At 65.2% G+C, this 16,052-nt stretch carries 14 protein-coding genes and 2 pseudogenes; 8 read left to right on the top strand and 8 right to left on the bottom strand.

Translation table 11 applies throughout. The annotated features are described in order from the left end of the window. Nucleotides 1-289: DUF6247 family protein (locus ADK67_RS53075; protein WP_053715444.1), on the top strand; the 289-nt coding region annotated here is incomplete at its 5' end. Next, nucleotides 290-553 carry a hypothetical protein gene (locus ADK67_RS40110; RefSeq protein WP_053721822.1) on the top strand — a complete coding sequence of 88 codons (264 nt, stop codon included), beginning with the start codon at nt 290-292 and terminating at the stop codon, nt 551-553. Nucleotides 554-1,010: 457 nt separating this feature from the next. On the opposite strand, the gene ADK67_RS40105 is transcribed toward ADK67_RS40110, so the two are convergent. After that, on the bottom strand, nt 1,011-1,352 hold the full coding sequence (locus tag ADK67_RS40105) for a hypothetical protein (protein WP_053721821.1): 342 nt from the start codon (nt 1,350-1,352) through the stop codon (nt 1,011-1,013). Nucleotides 1,353-1,498: 146 nt separating this feature from the next. Further along, nucleotides 1,499-1,858, bottom strand: a complete 360-nt coding sequence (locus tag ADK67_RS55530) for a Hint domain-containing protein (RefSeq protein ID WP_082404538.1) — start codon at nt 1,856-1,858, stop codon at nt 1,499-1,501. A gap of 434 nt (nt 1,859-2,292) precedes the next feature. On the opposite strand from ADK67_RS55530, the gene ADK67_RS40095 reads away from it, so the two are divergent. The 4 genes from ADK67_RS40095 to ADK67_RS40085 all read left to right on the top strand — a co-directional run bounded on the left by ADK67_RS40095 (nt 2,293) and on the right by ADK67_RS40085 (nt 7,069). Next, the gene (locus tag ADK67_RS40095; protein WP_231648592.1) at nt 2,293-3,288 is read left to right on the top strand and encodes an integrase; all 996 of its coding nucleotides are present in this window, start codon (nt 2,293-2,295) and stop codon (nt 3,286-3,288) included. Nucleotides 3,289-3,589: 301 nt separating this feature from the next. After that, the gene (locus ADK67_RS51705) at nt 3,590-5,491 is read left to right on the top strand and encodes a hypothetical protein (RefSeq protein WP_157621420.1); all 1,902 of its coding nucleotides are present in this window, start codon (nt 3,590-3,592) and stop codon (nt 5,489-5,491) included. Nucleotides 5,492-5,521: 30 nt separating this feature from the next. Next, entirely contained in the window at nt 5,522-6,577 is a 1,056-nt protein-coding gene (locus ADK67_RS54255; protein ID WP_231648591.1) for an integrase core domain-containing protein, read from the top strand. A gap of 180 nt (nt 6,578-6,757) precedes the next feature. Then, nucleotides 6,758-7,069 carry a hypothetical protein gene (locus tag ADK67_RS40085; protein WP_157621418.1) on the top strand — a complete coding sequence of 104 codons (312 nt, stop codon included), beginning with the start codon at nt 6,758-6,760 and terminating at the stop codon, nt 7,067-7,069. A gap of 10 nt (nt 7,070-7,079) precedes the next feature. On the opposite strand, the gene ADK67_RS40080 is transcribed toward ADK67_RS40085, so the two are convergent. The 6 genes and pseudogenes from ADK67_RS40080 to ADK67_RS53060 form a co-directional block, all read right to left on the bottom strand. Then, a complete protein-coding gene (locus tag ADK67_RS40080) occupies nt 7,080-10,397 on the bottom strand; it encodes an NACHT domain-containing protein (protein ID WP_442974237.1) in 3,318 nt (1,105 codons plus the stop codon). A 228-nt stretch (nt 10,398-10,625) separates the two neighbouring features. Further along, complete coding sequence (locus ADK67_RS40075) at nt 10,626-10,934, bottom strand: integrase core domain-containing protein (protein ID WP_197289846.1); 309 nt, start codon at nt 10,932-10,934, stop codon at nt 10,626-10,628. Continuing rightward, nucleotides 10,918-12,276 (bottom strand): annotated as a pseudogene (locus tag ADK67_RS40070) (IS30 family transposase). Before ADK67_RS40070 ends, ADK67_RS40075 begins: the two are co-directional and overlap by 17 nt. Then, the gene (locus ADK67_RS40065; RefSeq protein WP_082404535.1) at nt 12,204-12,998 is read right to left on the bottom strand and encodes an IS3 family transposase; all 795 of its coding nucleotides are present in this window, start codon (nt 12,996-12,998) and stop codon (nt 12,204-12,206) included. The pseudogene ADK67_RS40070 and the gene ADK67_RS40065 overlap by 73 nt, the downstream one beginning before the upstream one ends. Before the next feature lie 166 nt (nt 12,999-13,164). After that, nucleotides 13,165-13,293: pseudogene (locus tag ADK67_RS55525) on the bottom strand (transposase); the annotation flags it as partial. Nucleotides 13,294-14,008: 715 nt separating this feature from the next. Beyond that, nucleotides 14,009-14,260: a hypothetical protein gene (locus tag ADK67_RS53060; RefSeq protein ID WP_197289845.1), complete on the bottom strand. Its 252-nt coding sequence runs from the start codon at nt 14,258-14,260 to the stop codon at nt 14,009-14,011. A 175-nt stretch (nt 14,261-14,435) separates the two neighbouring features. Here ADK67_RS53060 and ADK67_RS54905 point away from each other — a divergent pair, with 175 nt between their 5' ends. Both ADK67_RS54905 and ADK67_RS40045 read left to right on the top strand, forming a co-directional pair. Continuing rightward, a complete protein-coding gene (locus ADK67_RS54905) occupies nt 14,436-15,233 on the top strand; it encodes a NucA/NucB deoxyribonuclease domain-containing protein (RefSeq protein WP_197289844.1) in 798 nt (265 codons plus the stop codon). A gap of 35 nt (nt 15,234-15,268) precedes the next feature. Further along, nucleotides 15,269-15,790: a hypothetical protein gene (locus ADK67_RS40045; RefSeq protein ID WP_053721813.1), complete on the top strand. Its 522-nt coding sequence runs from the start codon at nt 15,269-15,271 to the stop codon at nt 15,788-15,790. The last annotated feature ends 262 nt before the right edge of the window (nt 15,791-16,052 follow it).

Raw genomic sequence — 16,052 nt, 5'->3', positions numbered from 1 at the left:
GGAGGTCGAGAAGACCCCCGAGGCGATCCGCGCCGCACTGCTGCCCGAGGAACGCGACGCCTTCGACGCCGACTGCCGCCACGCCCTGGGCCAGGCCGCGGCCGAGTCCAGCCTCGAACCGGTCCGCAGCGTAATCGAGCAGTGGTGGCGCATCGCCACCGTCACCCGGCACGACCCCGCCGCACACCGGCGAATGCTCGGCCGCATCGACCAGACCCGCACCACCGGCCAGACACCCGGACGACTGCGCACCTGGGACGAACTGCAGACGGAGCGCGGCGGCCGATAGGTGACCTACCAGATCCAACTCCCCGACGACGTCTGGGACCAGATCCACGCACTGCCGGCAGAGGCCGACGAACCGCTGGCCGAGGCCATGACCCTGCTGACCCACGAACCCTGGCACGGCGAGCCCTACCACCGCGCCAACCCCGCCGGCGCCCTGCGCCAACTCGTCTACGGGCACGGCAACGGCCTCATCATCTACCTCATCCTCGAACAACAGAAACGCATCGTCATCGAACGCGTCCTCTGGCTCGAAGACCTCGGCTGACCACCGCCCCACAAAGGTTCGAGATCGCGCTCTCGGTGCCTGGCAACCGTAGTGTAGTTCAATCAACACTGAAATTATAGAGTCGACTCACATCGAATTGCACTGCACCGCTCGACAAGTCATCGGCTGCCGCCGACCAGTTCTCGACGGCCTCATCAACGAGTACGAACCCCATCGCGGCGTAAGCGCAGGTCAGACCGCGTGGCCGACTTTTGAGACCCCACAGGTGTTTCCGGGCTGTCGGCGCTGGTGCTCCAGGGCGTGGCGGACGGTGGCGGCGGCATGGGTTGAACTGCTCCCGCACCCGCCGCGGCAACGGCCCGGTGGCAGCCACCGGCACATGCGGCTCGATCAACGCCTACTCGGCATCGGTCAGATCAAAACGCGCCACACCCGTGTTCTACCAGCCCTACCAGCACACCATCGTGCCTACCTAGATCCGAACCTCAAACAGCTCCTAATAGTCAGTCAGCGACCGTGCGACTTCATTTCCTGCTTCCGTATTGGCGATCCAGGCGCGACTGCCCAGCTTGGGTTCCCAGGAGAGGCGCTCAAGGTCATCGAGCACCAACTGGACAACTTCACCAGCCGTCCCCTTCCACGGCGAAAACCCCTCTGCCGCAAGTTCACCAATCTGGATCAAATCGTGTTCGAGCAGGAAGTGCACCAGTTCGGTGAAGGATTCCTTCCACGGACGACCATTCGACTCTTCTCGCGCCGCCCAAATGAGCTGATCGATCGGAACCCAATCTTCCAACCCTTCGATCAGTACGTCAGCGAAGATTCGTTTCTCAATCATGGCAAGTGAACCTTCAACGGCTTTCCACCACTACCAGGCTGGATATCGATGGTTGCTCCACCGGAAGCAGACGCCGTTCTCCACTGGATCACGGTGCCGTCTTCGAGTCGATACACCTCGGGGGTTTTCGGACCACGCGCCGGGAGTTACTCAGCCCCAGCGGTCCAGCGCTCGAAGGCATCCCGCATAGTCTGCCCATCGGGCATCTCCCGAACGTGCCCCTGCTTCCCCTTCGGCAAAGTGTCGAACTCGGCCTGCAAGACACCACACGATCCATCGCTGTTGTGAACGAGGACCGGCGTCTGCCCTGCCACCACATAGTACGTGTGGACAGACTCGACTGTCAGGTTGTAGGTGCGCCCCTCGGCCTTGTAGTGCCGGATGGCGGTGATGGATGCTCGACCGTTACCTGGGGTGGCGAGCAGGGTGCCTGTTCCGAGGTCAGCTGCATTCGCCCATACGCCAGCCGTCTCGTTGTAGAACGGGTGGTGCGCAGTCGCCTTGATCGTTTCGGACCGTCGGGGGTGGTGATGGTCAGGTCGACGTAGTCCTTGTCGGCATCGGTGACGATGACTGCGAGGACTACGTGCGACTCAACCCGCTCACTGTCCGGCTCGCTGTTCGCGACCTCATCATCGACTTTGATCTGGTCGATGCGCTTGGTCGAGCCGTCCGCCATCAGGACCGGCGTATCGCCGGTGAAGCTGTTGACGCACTTGCCCGCCTTCTGCGCAGCTTCGGCGAGTTTGCCACCGTTCTTGGCCATCTTCGCACCAGCCATGATCCAGCCGGCGAAGGGGACGGCTGCGCCGCAGGACATCGCAGCGTCCCCGTTTTCTCCGTGAGCGAAGTGGATTCCGCAGTTCACCAGGTCCTGTGCCGCTCGAAAAATCATCGCCGCTGGCAGAGCGGGATGTAGCCGCGTTGGGACCATTTAGGGGTGATCGTGTCGCTGCTGTACAAGGTGACCCGCAGGTTGCTGTCCATCCCGTCGGTGCTGCTGCGCAGCGAGGCGGCGAAGGACGCCGAGCTGCTCGTCCTTCGACACGAGAACGCGGTCCTTCGTCGGCAACTGGCGGGTCCGGTCCGCTACGAACCCGCGGACCGGCTCTGGTTCGCCGCTCTGGCCGGGCTGGTGGATCGCCGTCGGTGGCGGGAGGTCTTCCCGGTCACGCCGGGCACCCTGCTCGCCTGGCACCGCAAACTCATAGCCCGCAAGTGGGCCTACTCCGCGCATCGACGCACCGGACGCCCACCGACACGAGCGGCGATCAGATCGCTCGTGCTGCGGCTCGCCCGGGAGAACCCGCGATGGGGTCATCGGCGAATCCAGGGTGAGCTGGCCCGACTCGGCCACCACATCGCACCCTCGACGGTCTGGCGGATCCTGCACGACGCCGGCATCGACCCGGCACCACGCCGTTGCGGCCCGACCTGGCGACAGTTCCTCACCGCCCAGGCCCAGGGCATCATCGCGGCTGACTTCCTCCACCTCGACACCGTGCTCGGCACACGTCTGTACGCACTGGCCTTCCTCGAACACGGCACCCGACGCCTGCACATCACCGGCGTCACCGCCCACCCCACCCAGGCATGGACTACACAGCAGGCCAGGAACCTCGCCGACGACCTCGGACACCGGAAGCAGTCGCTCCGCTTCCTTCTCCGGGACTGCGACGGCAAGTACAGCCAGACGTTCGACACCGTCTTCCAGGCCGACGACCTGCACGTGATCAAGAGCGCGCCGCAGGCGCCCTGGATGAACGCCCACTGCGAACAGGTCATCGGCACCATCAGGCCCGCCACCAACTACCACCCGGAGCCCTACAGCACCCCGCCGCAGTACACGACCTCGACACCCGCAGAGTGCGCCGCACCCGCATCCTCGGCGGACTCATCAACGAGTACAGACACGTCGCTTGACCAGCAGCGATGACTTTTCGAGCGGCACACGAATATCTTCGGGCGGCGACCCGCGACCACCCCCCGCACGACATGCGAGTGCCAAACCTTGCCCGTCATCCCACCGGACGGATCACCGGATCAACGTTCGGCCAGTAGGCACGGCGTTGCGGGACATGTCACGGGCCTAACGGGCAGCTCGGCGAGAGCAAACCACGCCACCTTCGACATCGAGTGTCCGAAGACTCGTTCGGGTGAACGAGTAGGGCTGCATGTAACGCTGCGGCCTACTGAACGACTTACCGAGACACGGCGATTACCCGCGAGGTGTGATCATGGACTTCGAGCCTACACCAGTGGAACGCAAGTTGCAGGCTGCCGTCGCTGTTGGCGGACGGGTAGCTTTCGACGCGGACGGCCGACCCATCCGGGGTAATTATCTCAGTTCAATCTTGCTGAAGGGCTCGGAAGAGGGGGAAGACGGGGAGGACGGGGAGGACGGCGTCCCCAGGTTGCTGGAACTCAGCAACGCGCCCATCTCCGGCGTTTTGGATCTTGAAGCGGGAACAGTCACATACCCTGTTGAGTTCATTAACTGCGATTTCGATGTGAGGCCGAATCTTGAGCAGGCGAGGATTGACGCCTTGTATCTCACGGATTGCCGCTTCCCCGGTTTGCGGTGCGCCCAGTTGACCACGAGGACTAGCGTCGAGGTTAAAAGGGGTGCGAGTTCGGGCAGAGTGGACTTCATTGGCGCACATATCGGTGGCCAACTCAGATTTACTGGAATTTCCTTGGTGAACCACGAAGATGAGGCTCTTTGTGTAGATGGAGCAGTAATTGGTCAAGACATGGCATGCGCAAAGGGTTTCGTGGCCGATGGTGCAGTGCGCATGGTCGGCGTTCGTGTCGGCGGTCAATTGAGTTTCGAAGGTGGGGCCTTCAACAACCCTGGACGTAGGGCCATCGAGGCGGCCAGCCTATGTGTTGGTGAGGATCTTTTGATGCACGACGGCTGCAAAGTTGACGGTGAAGTTGACTTTACTGGTTGCGCGATCGGCGGGCGGGCGGTCTTCACGGGCGGCATCTTCATCAACCGTGGCCGCACCGCCCTTGACCTGGCTCGTGCTCGCATATCGCAAAACGTTGAATTTTGCAACGGTTTTGTGGCCTACGGCAGAATTGTTCTGTCCGGAGCGGTACTCCTGGGAAGCATACGGTGCAAAGGCGGGCACTTCGAGAATCCGAACGCAACCGCAATCGCTGCGACCGGCGTCGTAGTGGAACGTGACGCTGAATTTGAGGGACTTGTCGCGGAGGGTGCGGTTGACCTTACCGGGGCGCACATAAAAGGCAATGTAAACTTCAGTAACGCGCAGTTGACGAACGCACTCGATGCTCTTCAATGCGATCGGATGAAGGTCGATCAGGATGCGATCTTTGATAGATGTAACGCGCAAGGGAGAATTAGAATGTACAGCGCCCGAATAGCGGGTCAGCTGTCCTTCGTCAACACTAGCATAGGTGACGTTGAAGATGCATTGACATTGAAGGGGACGGTAGTTGCGGGACCGTTGCGAATGAAATTCGGAGGGACGCCGGTCGGCGGAATTGACCTATACCAGGTGAAGGTGGCTCACCTTGACGACAGAGAATCGAAGTGGCCCGCAAGGGTACGGCTTGACGAATTTGTGTACGGCGCTATCGCAGACAAGAAGCCGGATGTCAAGGAAAGAGTCAAGTGGCTAAAGCGTAACCCGGAGCCAAGGCCGCAAATCTACATGCAGTTGGCGTCGGTGTATGAGTCGTTGGGTCAATATGGCTCAGCAAAGAAAGTTCTGATCGCTGGCGAGGAAGCACGTAGCCATTACAGTGACAGTGACAACTTGCTTCGTCGCGCGCTGACGAAGATCTTGGGAGTTACGGTCGGGTATGGATATCGACCTCTTCGTGTGCTGGTATGGATGGCCGCGCTGGTCCTTCTCGGATGGATATTGTTCGGCATTCTCGGTATTGGTCGATTTGTGCCAATTCAGTCTCTCGGCCCTGGCGTCAAATTTCAGCCGTTGGTCTATACGCTGGACTTGGTGCTCCCGGTGGTGAATTTGAAACAGCGCGATTTCTGGATTCCGCAAGGCGCGGCACTAATTATCTCTACGGCACTTACGGTTCTTGGCTGGGTTCTCGCTATATGCTTGGTGACAGGGCTCGGCAAGGCATTCAAGCGTGAATTGTGAGAGGTGGCACACAGTGACCAGAGGGTACTGTTGTACCTGATCTTCGCCCAGGTCGTCGGCTGGTTGGTTCTGCTCGGCCGGTCATCGGCGGCCAAGGACGCGGAGTTGCTGGTGCTGCGACATGAGGTCACCGTGCTGCGCCGGGCCAACCCTCGCCCGCGGTGGAACTGGGCCGACCGCGCTGTGCTCGCCGTGTTGGTGCGACGCCTGCCCGACTGGCTACGGCAACGCCAGTTGGTGACGCCGGGCACCGTCCTGCGATGGCACCGACGCCTGGTCGCGAGAAAGTGGACCTACCCCCAGCGCACAGGCCGCCCACCGGTCGACGACATCATCGCGGCGTTGATCGAGCGTATGGCCCACGAGAACACTGGTTGGGGCTACCGCCGGATTCAGGGTGAGCTGCTCAAGCTCGGCCACCGCGTAGCCGCCTCGACCGTGCGCCGCGTGCTCAAGCGCCGCCGGGTGCCGCCCGCGCGTCAGCGTGACACCGACCCCTCCTGGCGACAGTTCCTCCGCAGCCAGGCCGGAAGCATGCTGGCCTGCGACTTCTTCCACGTCGACTGCGCCCTGACGCTCAAACGGGTCTACGTGTTCTTCGTGATGGAGGTCGCCACCCGCTACGTGCACATCCTCGGCACCACCACGAATCCGGACGGCCCCTGGACCACGCAACAAGCCCGCAACCTACTCATGGATCTCCGCGGCCGGGCAGACGACTTCCGGTTCCTGGTGCGAGACCGGGCAGGCCAGTTCACCACCTCGTTCGACGCCGTCCTCGCCGACGCCGGCATCGAAGTCGTGAAAATCCCACCGCGATGTCCGCGAGCCAACGCCTACGCCGAACGGTTCGTCGGCACCGTCAGACGCGAAGTCACCGACCGACTGCTCGTCATCAACGAACACCACCTGAGATCAGTGCTCGACCGGTATGTGACCCACTACAACCACCGTCGACCACACCAAGCCCTTCAACTCACACCACCACGGCCGGACCACCCGACCACAGAGCCCAACCGGACCTCGATACGCCGCCGACCAGTCCTCGGCGGCCTGATCAACGAGTACGAACCCACAGCAGCATAAGCGCAGTTCAGACCGCTTGGCCGACTTTTGGCACCCCACACGCTTCATCGGCTCCGACTGCTGGTCCGGCCGGACACAGTGCTGCGATGGCACCGCGACGTCCTCGTGCGCCGCCACGCTGTCAGGTCCTGACCCAATCGGCCCGGCCGACCACGGACCATCCGCTCCGTCCGGCTCCCGGTGCTGCGTCTGGCGCGCCAGAATCCCGCCCGGGGCTACCGCCGCATCCACGGCGAACTCCTCGTCCTCGGCCTCAAGATCGCAGCCTCCACCGTCTGGCAGATCCTCAAAGACGCAGGAATCGATCCAGCACCTGAGCGCGCCTCGACGACCTGGCCGGCCTTCCTCCGCTCCCAGGCCGACGCACTACCGGCATGCGGCTTCTTCGAGACCCACACGGTGAACGGTGCCCGCCTGTACGTACTCGCGGTCATCGAACACACCAGCCGACGGAGCCGTGTCCTCGGCGCCACCGCCGAGGAACAGGGGTAGAGAAGCATTTCTATGCGTCGTCTTCGTACGGAGGCCACCGGACTTGGTCATCGATGCCCAGGGCCGCCGCGGCCCAGTGCGCCCGGTTCGCCAAGCCTCGGTCCCAGTTGTAAACCAGGTCCAGGTCAATCGTGTCGACGAGAAAGTCGATCGAGTTGCCGAACAGCGGTACTAATAGCACGGCCTCGGACAGCAGGTCGAGTTCGACCACCCGCGTCCACGCAGTCAGGACGGTCGCCTGTGCGCTGATCTGCTTCAGGTCAAGGCTGCGAAGCGTCATTGCAAGCAGGCGCAACGCAGCGGTGTTGAGACTGTTGTCGTGGCGCAGCGCCCGCACGGCGCAGTGCACCGCCGAAGGCGCTGCGGGGAATGCCGCAGCCGCGCGGAGAAGCACCACGTGGTCGGTGTCCTGGTTCTGGAGCAGCACCCGGAGCAGCGCTTCCCAGGTCTGGAGCGCGTCAACGCGGTCCCCTGGTCCGGGGTCGAGGAACTGAAGCTGGGCTACCCTGTGCGCGGTCGGCGAGTCCAACCAGAGGCTCAGCAACGACCTGAAATCCAGCTGCACGCGGCCCTTCTCGTCGGTCTCCCACGTACGGAACGCGGGCAGGAGCTTGCCGACCGCAGGCTCCAGGACGTGGTTGACCAGGTCTTCGCCAGGACCGCAGAGGAAGTAGTTCTGCCGCATGACCTGGGTGATATCTGGTGTGCTGCCGCGCCACCCCAGCACCACTGCCGGTGGGGAGCTTCCTTCTCCCAGGATGAACAGCACATCCGCCCCATGCTCGCGCCATACGTGGAAGGCGTGCACCAGGCTCGACCACTCCTCCGGCGAGAACTGCGACCGCCACAGCAGCGCCTGCTGGTGCCACGCGCGCACCGGGTCGTCCACCTGGAACAGCTCGCTCGCGTGCACCCCGTCCCCGAGCACCGCGGCCAGTACCACGAGGTTGGCGCTGTAGGCACCGATCCGGTGGGCCACCGGGATCGGTCGCGGTTCATACGCGCTGTATGACTGGTTCGTCCGCGCCAATCCGGAAGCCCGGAATAGCCGCAGTACCACCGCCCGGCAGGACGACCTCTCGTCCCAGTCCGCCAACAGTTCCACGAGGAAGCCCGTGACGGCGGCGCGCTCGGTCAGCGGCACGAATGACAGCAGGGCGTGCAGCCACCCATCGTCGAGGCGCATGCCGTCTTCGGGCCCGGCCGCCCGGTACCGGCCAGCGGCTTCGTCCAAGGCCACCAGCCGGCGCAGTTCGCGGTGCACAGTCCGGGCCACCAAGTACTCCCCGAAGGTGGCGTGCAGGAACTCGTAGGTACGCAACGCCATGCCCTCGCGCGCCGCGCGGGCGACGTGGAGGAAGAAGAACCGCCCCACCGCCTGCTGGGCGGCGGTCAGTGGGGCCCGCACCGAGTTCTCGCGCACCGGCACGACCGACAGGCGCAGCGCCGCGAAGTCCTCATTCAAGGCAGACTCCTCGATCCACTGGGTGCCCCGATTGAACATCGCGAACGCGATCACGGCCAGGTGCTGCAGCTCCCGCTCAACCGCACGTCGCACGTCCTCGACGGGCAGCGTCTCGCCGTTCTTGAGCACCTCGCGCTGGGTGAACCGGGTGAGCAGGCGTTCGTAAAGGTCAGCCCTGACCAACTCGCCGCGCAGGTGCTGCAACTCATTCTCCGCCGCGTCATACAGCGCGAGCAGCAGCAACAGCAGCGGCTGGCCCGCGAGCGCGGGGGTGCGCAGCACATGCTCCATGGCGAGCGGCCGCAAGCCGCGGGAAACGAAGTACCGCCGGTTCACCCGGTTCCACACCTCCAGCCACCGTTCGATCTGCCCCTTGCCGAACGCCTCCAGCCGCAGCGCGAGCGCGCCCTCCGGGAACCTGGCCCGGTTCGCGACCGCGCTGCGGGTGGTGACCAGCACGACGACCGGGCACCCAAGATCGGCTTCGCGGTGCTGGAACTCCCGAATGCGCGAAAGGTAGTCGGAGCGGTTGATCCCGGTGGCCTGAAGCAGTTCGTCGAAGCCATCCAGCAACACCACAGGCACCACGTTCCCAGCCGCAGCGGTGAACTGCCGCCACCCCAGTCGCTCCCCGGTCGCGGCGGTGATGGCGTGCTCGATTTGTTCCTGGAGGTCGGCCTCGGCTGGAGCCTCTCGCAGGACGACCCGGATCGCCATGAAATCCTCGCCCGGCAGGAGCGCAGCGAGGATCTTGGTCAGCGCGGACTTACCGGAGCCCGGTTGGCCGAGTACCACCAGGGGCGCGGCGGTCGCATGCGAGGAAGTGAGGTGCGCGGCGAGGAACGCTCTCGGGTCGTTTTGCATCGGCTTGGTCTCCCACCAGGCGTCGACGCTCGGATCGTCGCCCTTGCCGACCTCAGCGACGCGGAACAGCGGCGGCACATAGACCTGCTCGAGGGTCGGCATCACCATGTCGATGGGCATGTCGTCCGTGTCGGCCACCGGCCGGGTCAAGGCCGAGGCGTGCGTCCGGGCGAGCCGGTTCCGGAACTCGTCGGCGGGCGGACCGCCGGTCACCATCCGCAGGAACGCTTCCAGACCCGCAATCGCGGTCCGCTGGTCGTCGAACAGCCGGTACAACCCGGCCAGCCGGTCGGCCTGCACGCGCTCCAGCTCCGCGAGCAGCCGGCGGGTGGCGCCGTGCCCCTGGAGGTTCGCCCATACGAAGAACTCGGGGCAATCGGCGGCGAGCTTCCGGTACAGCACCTCGTACCGTCGCACTGCCAGCTCGGGCAACGAGGTGCACAGGGCGTGCCTGGCTCTGGCCCGCGCGGTGTCGTCCAACCCGTCCCAGACCCACAGACCTGTTATGAAGTCCGCCAGCGACACCGCGATGACGGTGTAGCGCTCCTGCAGTTCCCGCACGGCCTGCTCGTAGGGCTTGGCCGGACTAGGCAGCGGTAGCTCAGCGGCGAATAAGGACTCCACCACCGCGTCCAGGCGCGGAGCCGCGCCGGGCGCGTTGAGAAGCATCATTTGGTCGTTCTCGACCAGGCCGAGCTCAGTCAGGTCAAACGGCAGGACTACGTCCTCAAGAGCCTCGAAGAAAGCAGTCGCCACCAGTACGCTGTGCGCCGCCTCCAGGCGCTGCGTGCGTTCCACCCTCCTGACGCCGTCAACTCGCTCCTGAACGTGCTCCAACGCACCCCGGCCGAGCTTTACCAACTCTGCCCTTACCCCCAGGAACTGCGGGAGTCCGGCGGCGACCACGGCGACCGAGGTGACCTTGTCTACCAAGTCAACGAGCTTACTGTCCTTACCCAGCAACTTGACCGCACTACGGTAAGATAGACTTTTGCGCACATCCCGAGCCTAGCCGTACTTCAGCCGTGACGTAAGCGGATGTTGCAGAGATTGTATTCCTGTTTTGCAGTGGTACTGGCCGCGTTACGGTTCTTGACCGTCGCAGTATGCCGGGTGAATGGGAATACGTCGGACGGCGAGCTGGCATCTCGCGAGCCATGGGCAGTCCCTGTCAAGTCAACGTGTCGAACCAGAGTGAGGTTGTCCCCGGGAACCGGACACCGGATTTCATGCCACGAGGGCAAGACTTTGACGGTAGCCGATCCGGGTTTCGTGCGGGGTGTGGTAGTCGAGTGTCGAATGTAGACGGTCGTGGTTGTAGTAGCCGATGTAGGCGAAAGCGTCCCTGCGAGCATCGTCGCGGGTGTCCCAGACGGTGGTGCCGATCTTGGTCTTGAGGGTGGCGAAGAACGACTCGGCGACGGCGTTGTCGAAGCACGACCCGGTCCGCCCCACCGACGGCCGGATGCCGTGGCCGGCGAGCGCGGAGCTGAAGAGTCCGGAGGTGTATTGGGCGAGTTCAATCGGTCGATGCAACACCGGGCTGTTGGAGCAACTGTAGCTGCTCGTTGAATACCTCGGCGGGGGTCTTCCAGCCGAGGACTTTGCGGGGCCGGTTGTTCAGGGCCAGGGCGACGGCTTCGAGGTCCTCGGCGGACCATCTCGAAAGGTCGGTGCCCTTGGGGAAGTACTGACGCAGCAACCCGTTCGTGTTCTCGTTCGTCGGCCGTTGCCACGGTGAGTGGGGGTCGGCGAAGAACACTCTCGTGCCGGTGTCGAGAGCGAACCGGGCGTGCGCGGACAGTTCCTTCCCCCGGTCCCAGGTGAGGGTCTTGCGGAGCTGCTCGGGCAGCTTCGTCATCGACAACCGTCAGGGCGGCGTTCATCGCGACGGCGCCGTAGCCGCCGAGCGACAGGCCGTTCTTCACGGGCGGCGTCTCGCCCCAGCCCTCCAGCCGCGGCAGATGCACCAGGAGCGTGGACCTGCTGCTGCGCTCGACAATGGTGCCGATCGCCGAGCGGCCCGACCCGATGATCAGATCGCCCTCCCAGTGACCGGGGACGGCGCGGTCGGCAGCTTCGGCGGGGCGTTCGCTGAGGACGACATCGGCGGTGATGTGTCCCTGCGGCTTGTTCCGCGACCGGGCCCTCGGCTCTCGCAGCGCCCGGCCCGTGCGCAGACACGTGACCAGTTCACGCTTGAGCGCGCCACGCCCCTGAATGAACAGGGACTGGTAGATCGCCTCGTGGCTGATGCGCATGGACTCATCATCGGGGAAGTCGACCCTCAGACGATGTGCGATCTGCTCCGGACTCCACGCCGTCGACCAGCGCCTGTCTTGACGATAGGGCTTGTTCAACCCCTTCCACGGCGGCGTCCCGGGGCCCGCGACGACCGTGCCGTCAGGCGACGGACATCGCCGGCGAGCCGGTCCCGCACGTACTCACGCAACCGCTCGTCACTCGCCAGCTTCGCCGTTTTCGGGCGCTTCGCCTGCTGCGCCTTCCACTGCGCCACCACGGCGCGATAGACCGCCTTGCCACCCCTGGTCGCGGCATTGCGCCGCAGCTCACGGGACACGGTCCCAGGGTCGCGGCCGATCACGCGGGCGATCTCACGAACGCCCATGTCCCGAGCCCTCAGCAGCGCGATCTCCTCCCTCTCGACAAACGACAAGTACCGGCCGGTGGGATCGTCGAGGCTCAGCGGCGTCATCCCGCCAGCGTGTCGAAACCAACGGATCCCCACCGGCGACGACACGCCGACTCCCTCCGCGGCCTGGACCGTCGTGACCCCGGAGGCGATCAGGCGCCAGAAGTCCCGCTGAACCGCCCGCGACGGCTCCGGCCGCCCGGGTGAGCGCATCGGCGCCCGCATCGCCCTATCCGCAGCCCACTGGCGTCGAGCTCCGCTCGGTGCCTGCGGCATCTGCTTCCTCGGCCATCCCATCCAACACCTCCGTCATCGAAGTGTTGCGACGACCAGTTGAACTCACCTTGCGACCCGCGATCGGCGTGGAAGATCGCGTCGTCGCTGATCAGGCCGCGTTTGACGGCGAGGTTGAGGGCGTCGCGGACGAGGTCGGCGCGCATGTGGTCGGCCATCGCGTGCCCGATGACCTCGCGGCTGTGCAGGTCGATGACCGTGGCCAGGTAGAGCCAGCCCTCCCGTGTGGGCAGGTAGTTGATGTCGCCGACCAACCGCCTTCCCGGCGCAGGGGCGGTGAAGTCGCGGCCGATCAGGTCCGGCACCGGCGCCGCGACGGCATCGGGCCTGGTCAGTGACCTGCGTCGTCTGCGGGTGAGGCCGACGACGCCGTGCTCGCGCATGACCCGGCCGACCCGTTTGTGGTTCACCCGACGGCCACGACGGCGCAGCGTGGCGACGATCCGCGGACGCCCGTAGGCACCCCGGTGGCGGGCGTGGACCTCGCCGATCTCGGCGGCCAGACGCTCGTCCGCCTCGGCCCGCTCCGCCCGGGTCGGCGTGGCGGCGAGCCATTCGTAGAAGCCGGGGCGTCGCACGCCCAGGACCCTGCACAGCCGGGTGACGCCGAAGACGGCGCGGTGTTCGGAGATGAACCGGTAGCTGCGGGTCAACGACCCATCTCCTTGGCAAAATACGCGGCGGCCTTGCGCAGGATGTCCTTCTCCAGTTCGAGCTCGGCCACGCGTTTGCGCAGCGCCCGCAGCTCCTCCTGGTCCACCGCGGCCGCCGCGTCGACCGGTCCGGCCTGCGCCTGTTCGGCGGTGCGGACCAGTTGCGCAGGGTCTCGTGGTTCACGCCCAGTTCGCGGGCGACCTGCCGCAACGGCCGGTCCGAGGAGCGGGCCAACTCGAGGGCGTCTTTGCGGAACTGCTCGGGGTACTTCGACTTGCCTGACACGGGGAACATCCTTCCCCTAGACCGCTGTCTGGGATCAGGGTGTCCGGTTCAAGGGGACAACCTCAACTCCCGGTAGACGTCCTCTTCCACACCGTTTCCCCTACAACACAGCTCATAGGCGCGACGGGTGTCGTGGCCTGGAACGGATGACTGCCAGCGCTCCGAACAGCCGCCGGCAGGCACACAGGTGATCGCGATCGAGTCCGCAGCCAAGCTCTGGAGACGATCTCCGAAGACCGCTGTTCCGTTCGTGTGATAGTTCCTCGACTCTGTGGCGCCAGCGTCACACCACACCTAAAGTGGCGTCTCGGTGATCATCAGTCACTACGCGCACCGGGGGCTTGAACGCGTATGCCAGTCACCGATCCGTACCCGTGGACAGGCCGGACGTGCCGCTGCGGCGATGTGCCCGGCTACCTCGTCCGGCCGGTACCGCAGTGTTGTCGGTCGCATCGGCAACGGTGCACGGCGACCTGGGCGACAGGCCCCCGCAGGTAGCCGAAGCGTCATCCACGGTCCAACCAGCAGCTCGGCACCTGAGCACCCCATGCGTCTCGGCCAACCGAGTCGCGTGACGTCACGACTTCGGCGGGCGTGCACCGATCCGCATCTGCCGTGGCGGCCATGTCGGCATCCGATGACCTTCTCCGTCGACTCCCCAGGGTCTCCCGTGTCGAGGGCTGGATCAACCGTGTTCATCGTCGATCTCGGATTTCGTAGGGGATTACGTGATGTTGCGATCCTGGACAGGACACTGGGCCGACACCGTCCCGCGCCACACCGATCCGTCGCACGCGAGGCGGTGGTCGGTGGCACTGTCGGCCATCGTGATCACCTTGGCGTCGCAGATCACCGCACCGCTGACCGCGACCGCCGCAGCCTCCGCCGAGCGCACCTCGCTCCCCGCGAGGACGTCGGTGGTCACAACACCGGCGATGCGGAACAGCTGCGACGAGGTACGCGCCAGCCTGGACACCCTGGCCGCTCAGGGCAAGGAACACGCCTTATGCGTCCGCCCCGCCCAGCCGCGAGACCTGAGCCCGCACGCCCGTGAGACGGCCGCGGCGACGGTGCCCGACCGTTGCCTGGAACCGATGCCGGAACTGACCTGGGTCATCGACCGATTCACCGGATGCCGTCAGGAATTCGGCGTGGTGGCCATCCACCGCATCCCGGAAGGCACCCTCGTCGGCGAGGTCGAGGTCGTCACCATCACCTCGGTACACGCCGACGCCCGCGCCCTGACCTGGCAGCACAACATCCAGGTCGTCTGGCTGCGTGGGTGGGGCGACATCGCCAGCGTAATCCCCGAGGCCACCGCCTCCTGCCCCGTCGAGTGCACCGTGAGCGCCGCCGACTTCCCGTTCCGACTGCTGTCGGACAACCCCTCCGGCACGTCGACCATGACCTCCGCCGTCGTGCCCGGCACCACCGGCCAGGTCGTGGCCGAGCAGAGCCGGTGGACCATCGTCTTCGGCCAGATGGGATCCATCCCCTCCCCACCGGTGACCTTCACCAGCGAAGCGGTGCGATGCGACACCTCCACTCCCAACGCCACCGCCGGATGCGCACTGTCCCGGCACACCCCGACCCTGCACTACACCACCGCCGCCAACGGCGAACTGGCCACCCACATCCGCGACGCCCAGGCCGCCGGGCTACCCGGCTCCCCCACCAGCGGACGACCACTCACCCGCCAGACCAACGCCGCCCTGATCAACCGGAACCGCAGCATCGCCTGCCCGTCCAGCCTGCCCCGCCCACCGGGACACCAATGCGACGAGTACCCCTTCGCCTCCACCAACCAGGGCGCCTACCTCTCCGGCGGCCTCTACTCCGCCAGGATGATCGACGAGAACGACAACGAACAGGGCGGGCGTGAACTCAACGCCTTCTACCGCGACAATCGCATCGTCAACTCCGACCCCTTCCACGTCCAGATCGACTGACCAACCAACCCCGGCCCGGTAAGCGAGGACACCGCGTGACCCAACCAGACGCCCGCCACCACGGCACAGTGCCCGTCAGCCACCACCAGTTCTTCCTCCTCGACGACGGCACCTACCCCGAAGACGGCGGACGCCTGACCTGGCACGACAACGGCCTCGCCACCACCGCCCCCGGCATCCTCGCCATCACCACCGGAATCCACACAGGACCCGTCGAACTCGTGGTGGAGCGCCACACCAGCGCTCCACCACCACAACCCGACCCGTGGGAAGACATCGCCGAAGTCACCGTCCACGCCCCCACCGGCCGACTCCACATCACAGCGCTCATGACCGACGTCCCGGACGCACTACGCGCACCACTCACCAACCAGCCAGGTCACTACCACGCGCGCGTCTACGCCACCGGACGCGACACCGCCGTCGACCTCGCCGTCCTCGCCCCCGTCGAGCACTACCTCATCCAACTCTGGCCCACCACCCACAAGCCCAGCACCACCCTGATCAAAACCACCAGCACCTACGGCGCATCACGACGTTCGTCACCCCGGACATGACGGACAAACGCCCTCACAACCGAGTGGTCGTCGGGACGATGCATCAACTCGACGGCGACGAACACCACCTGCGGGCGGTGCCGGACCGCTACGCGGCCCACTACAGCCACCGCCGACCTCACCAAGCCCGCCAACTCGCACCACCACGACCGGAACACCCATCGCAGAACCGGGCTAAACCTCGATACGTCGCCGAACTGTCCTCGACCGCCTGATCAACGAGTACGCCCCCTCAGCTGCCTAACTCACATACGAAATACGA

The organism is Saccharothrix sp. NRRL B-16348, assembly GCF_001280085.1.
Classification (GTDB): domain Bacteria; phylum Actinomycetota; class Actinomycetes; order Mycobacteriales; family Pseudonocardiaceae; genus Actinosynnema.
Note: the sequence above shows the minus strand (reverse complement) of the source record. Positions and strands in the feature narration are given on the sequence as shown.

Excerpts from the sequence above, each read along its gene's own strand:
- ADK67_RS51705 (WP_157621420.1), top strand. The coding sequence starts at position 3,590 with ATGGACTTCGAGCCTACACCAGTGGAACGCAAGTTGCAGGCTGCCGTC.
- ADK67_RS40105 (WP_053721821.1), bottom strand. The coding sequence starts at position 1,352 with ATGATTGAGAAACGAATCTTCGCTGACGTACTGATCGAAGGGTTGGAA.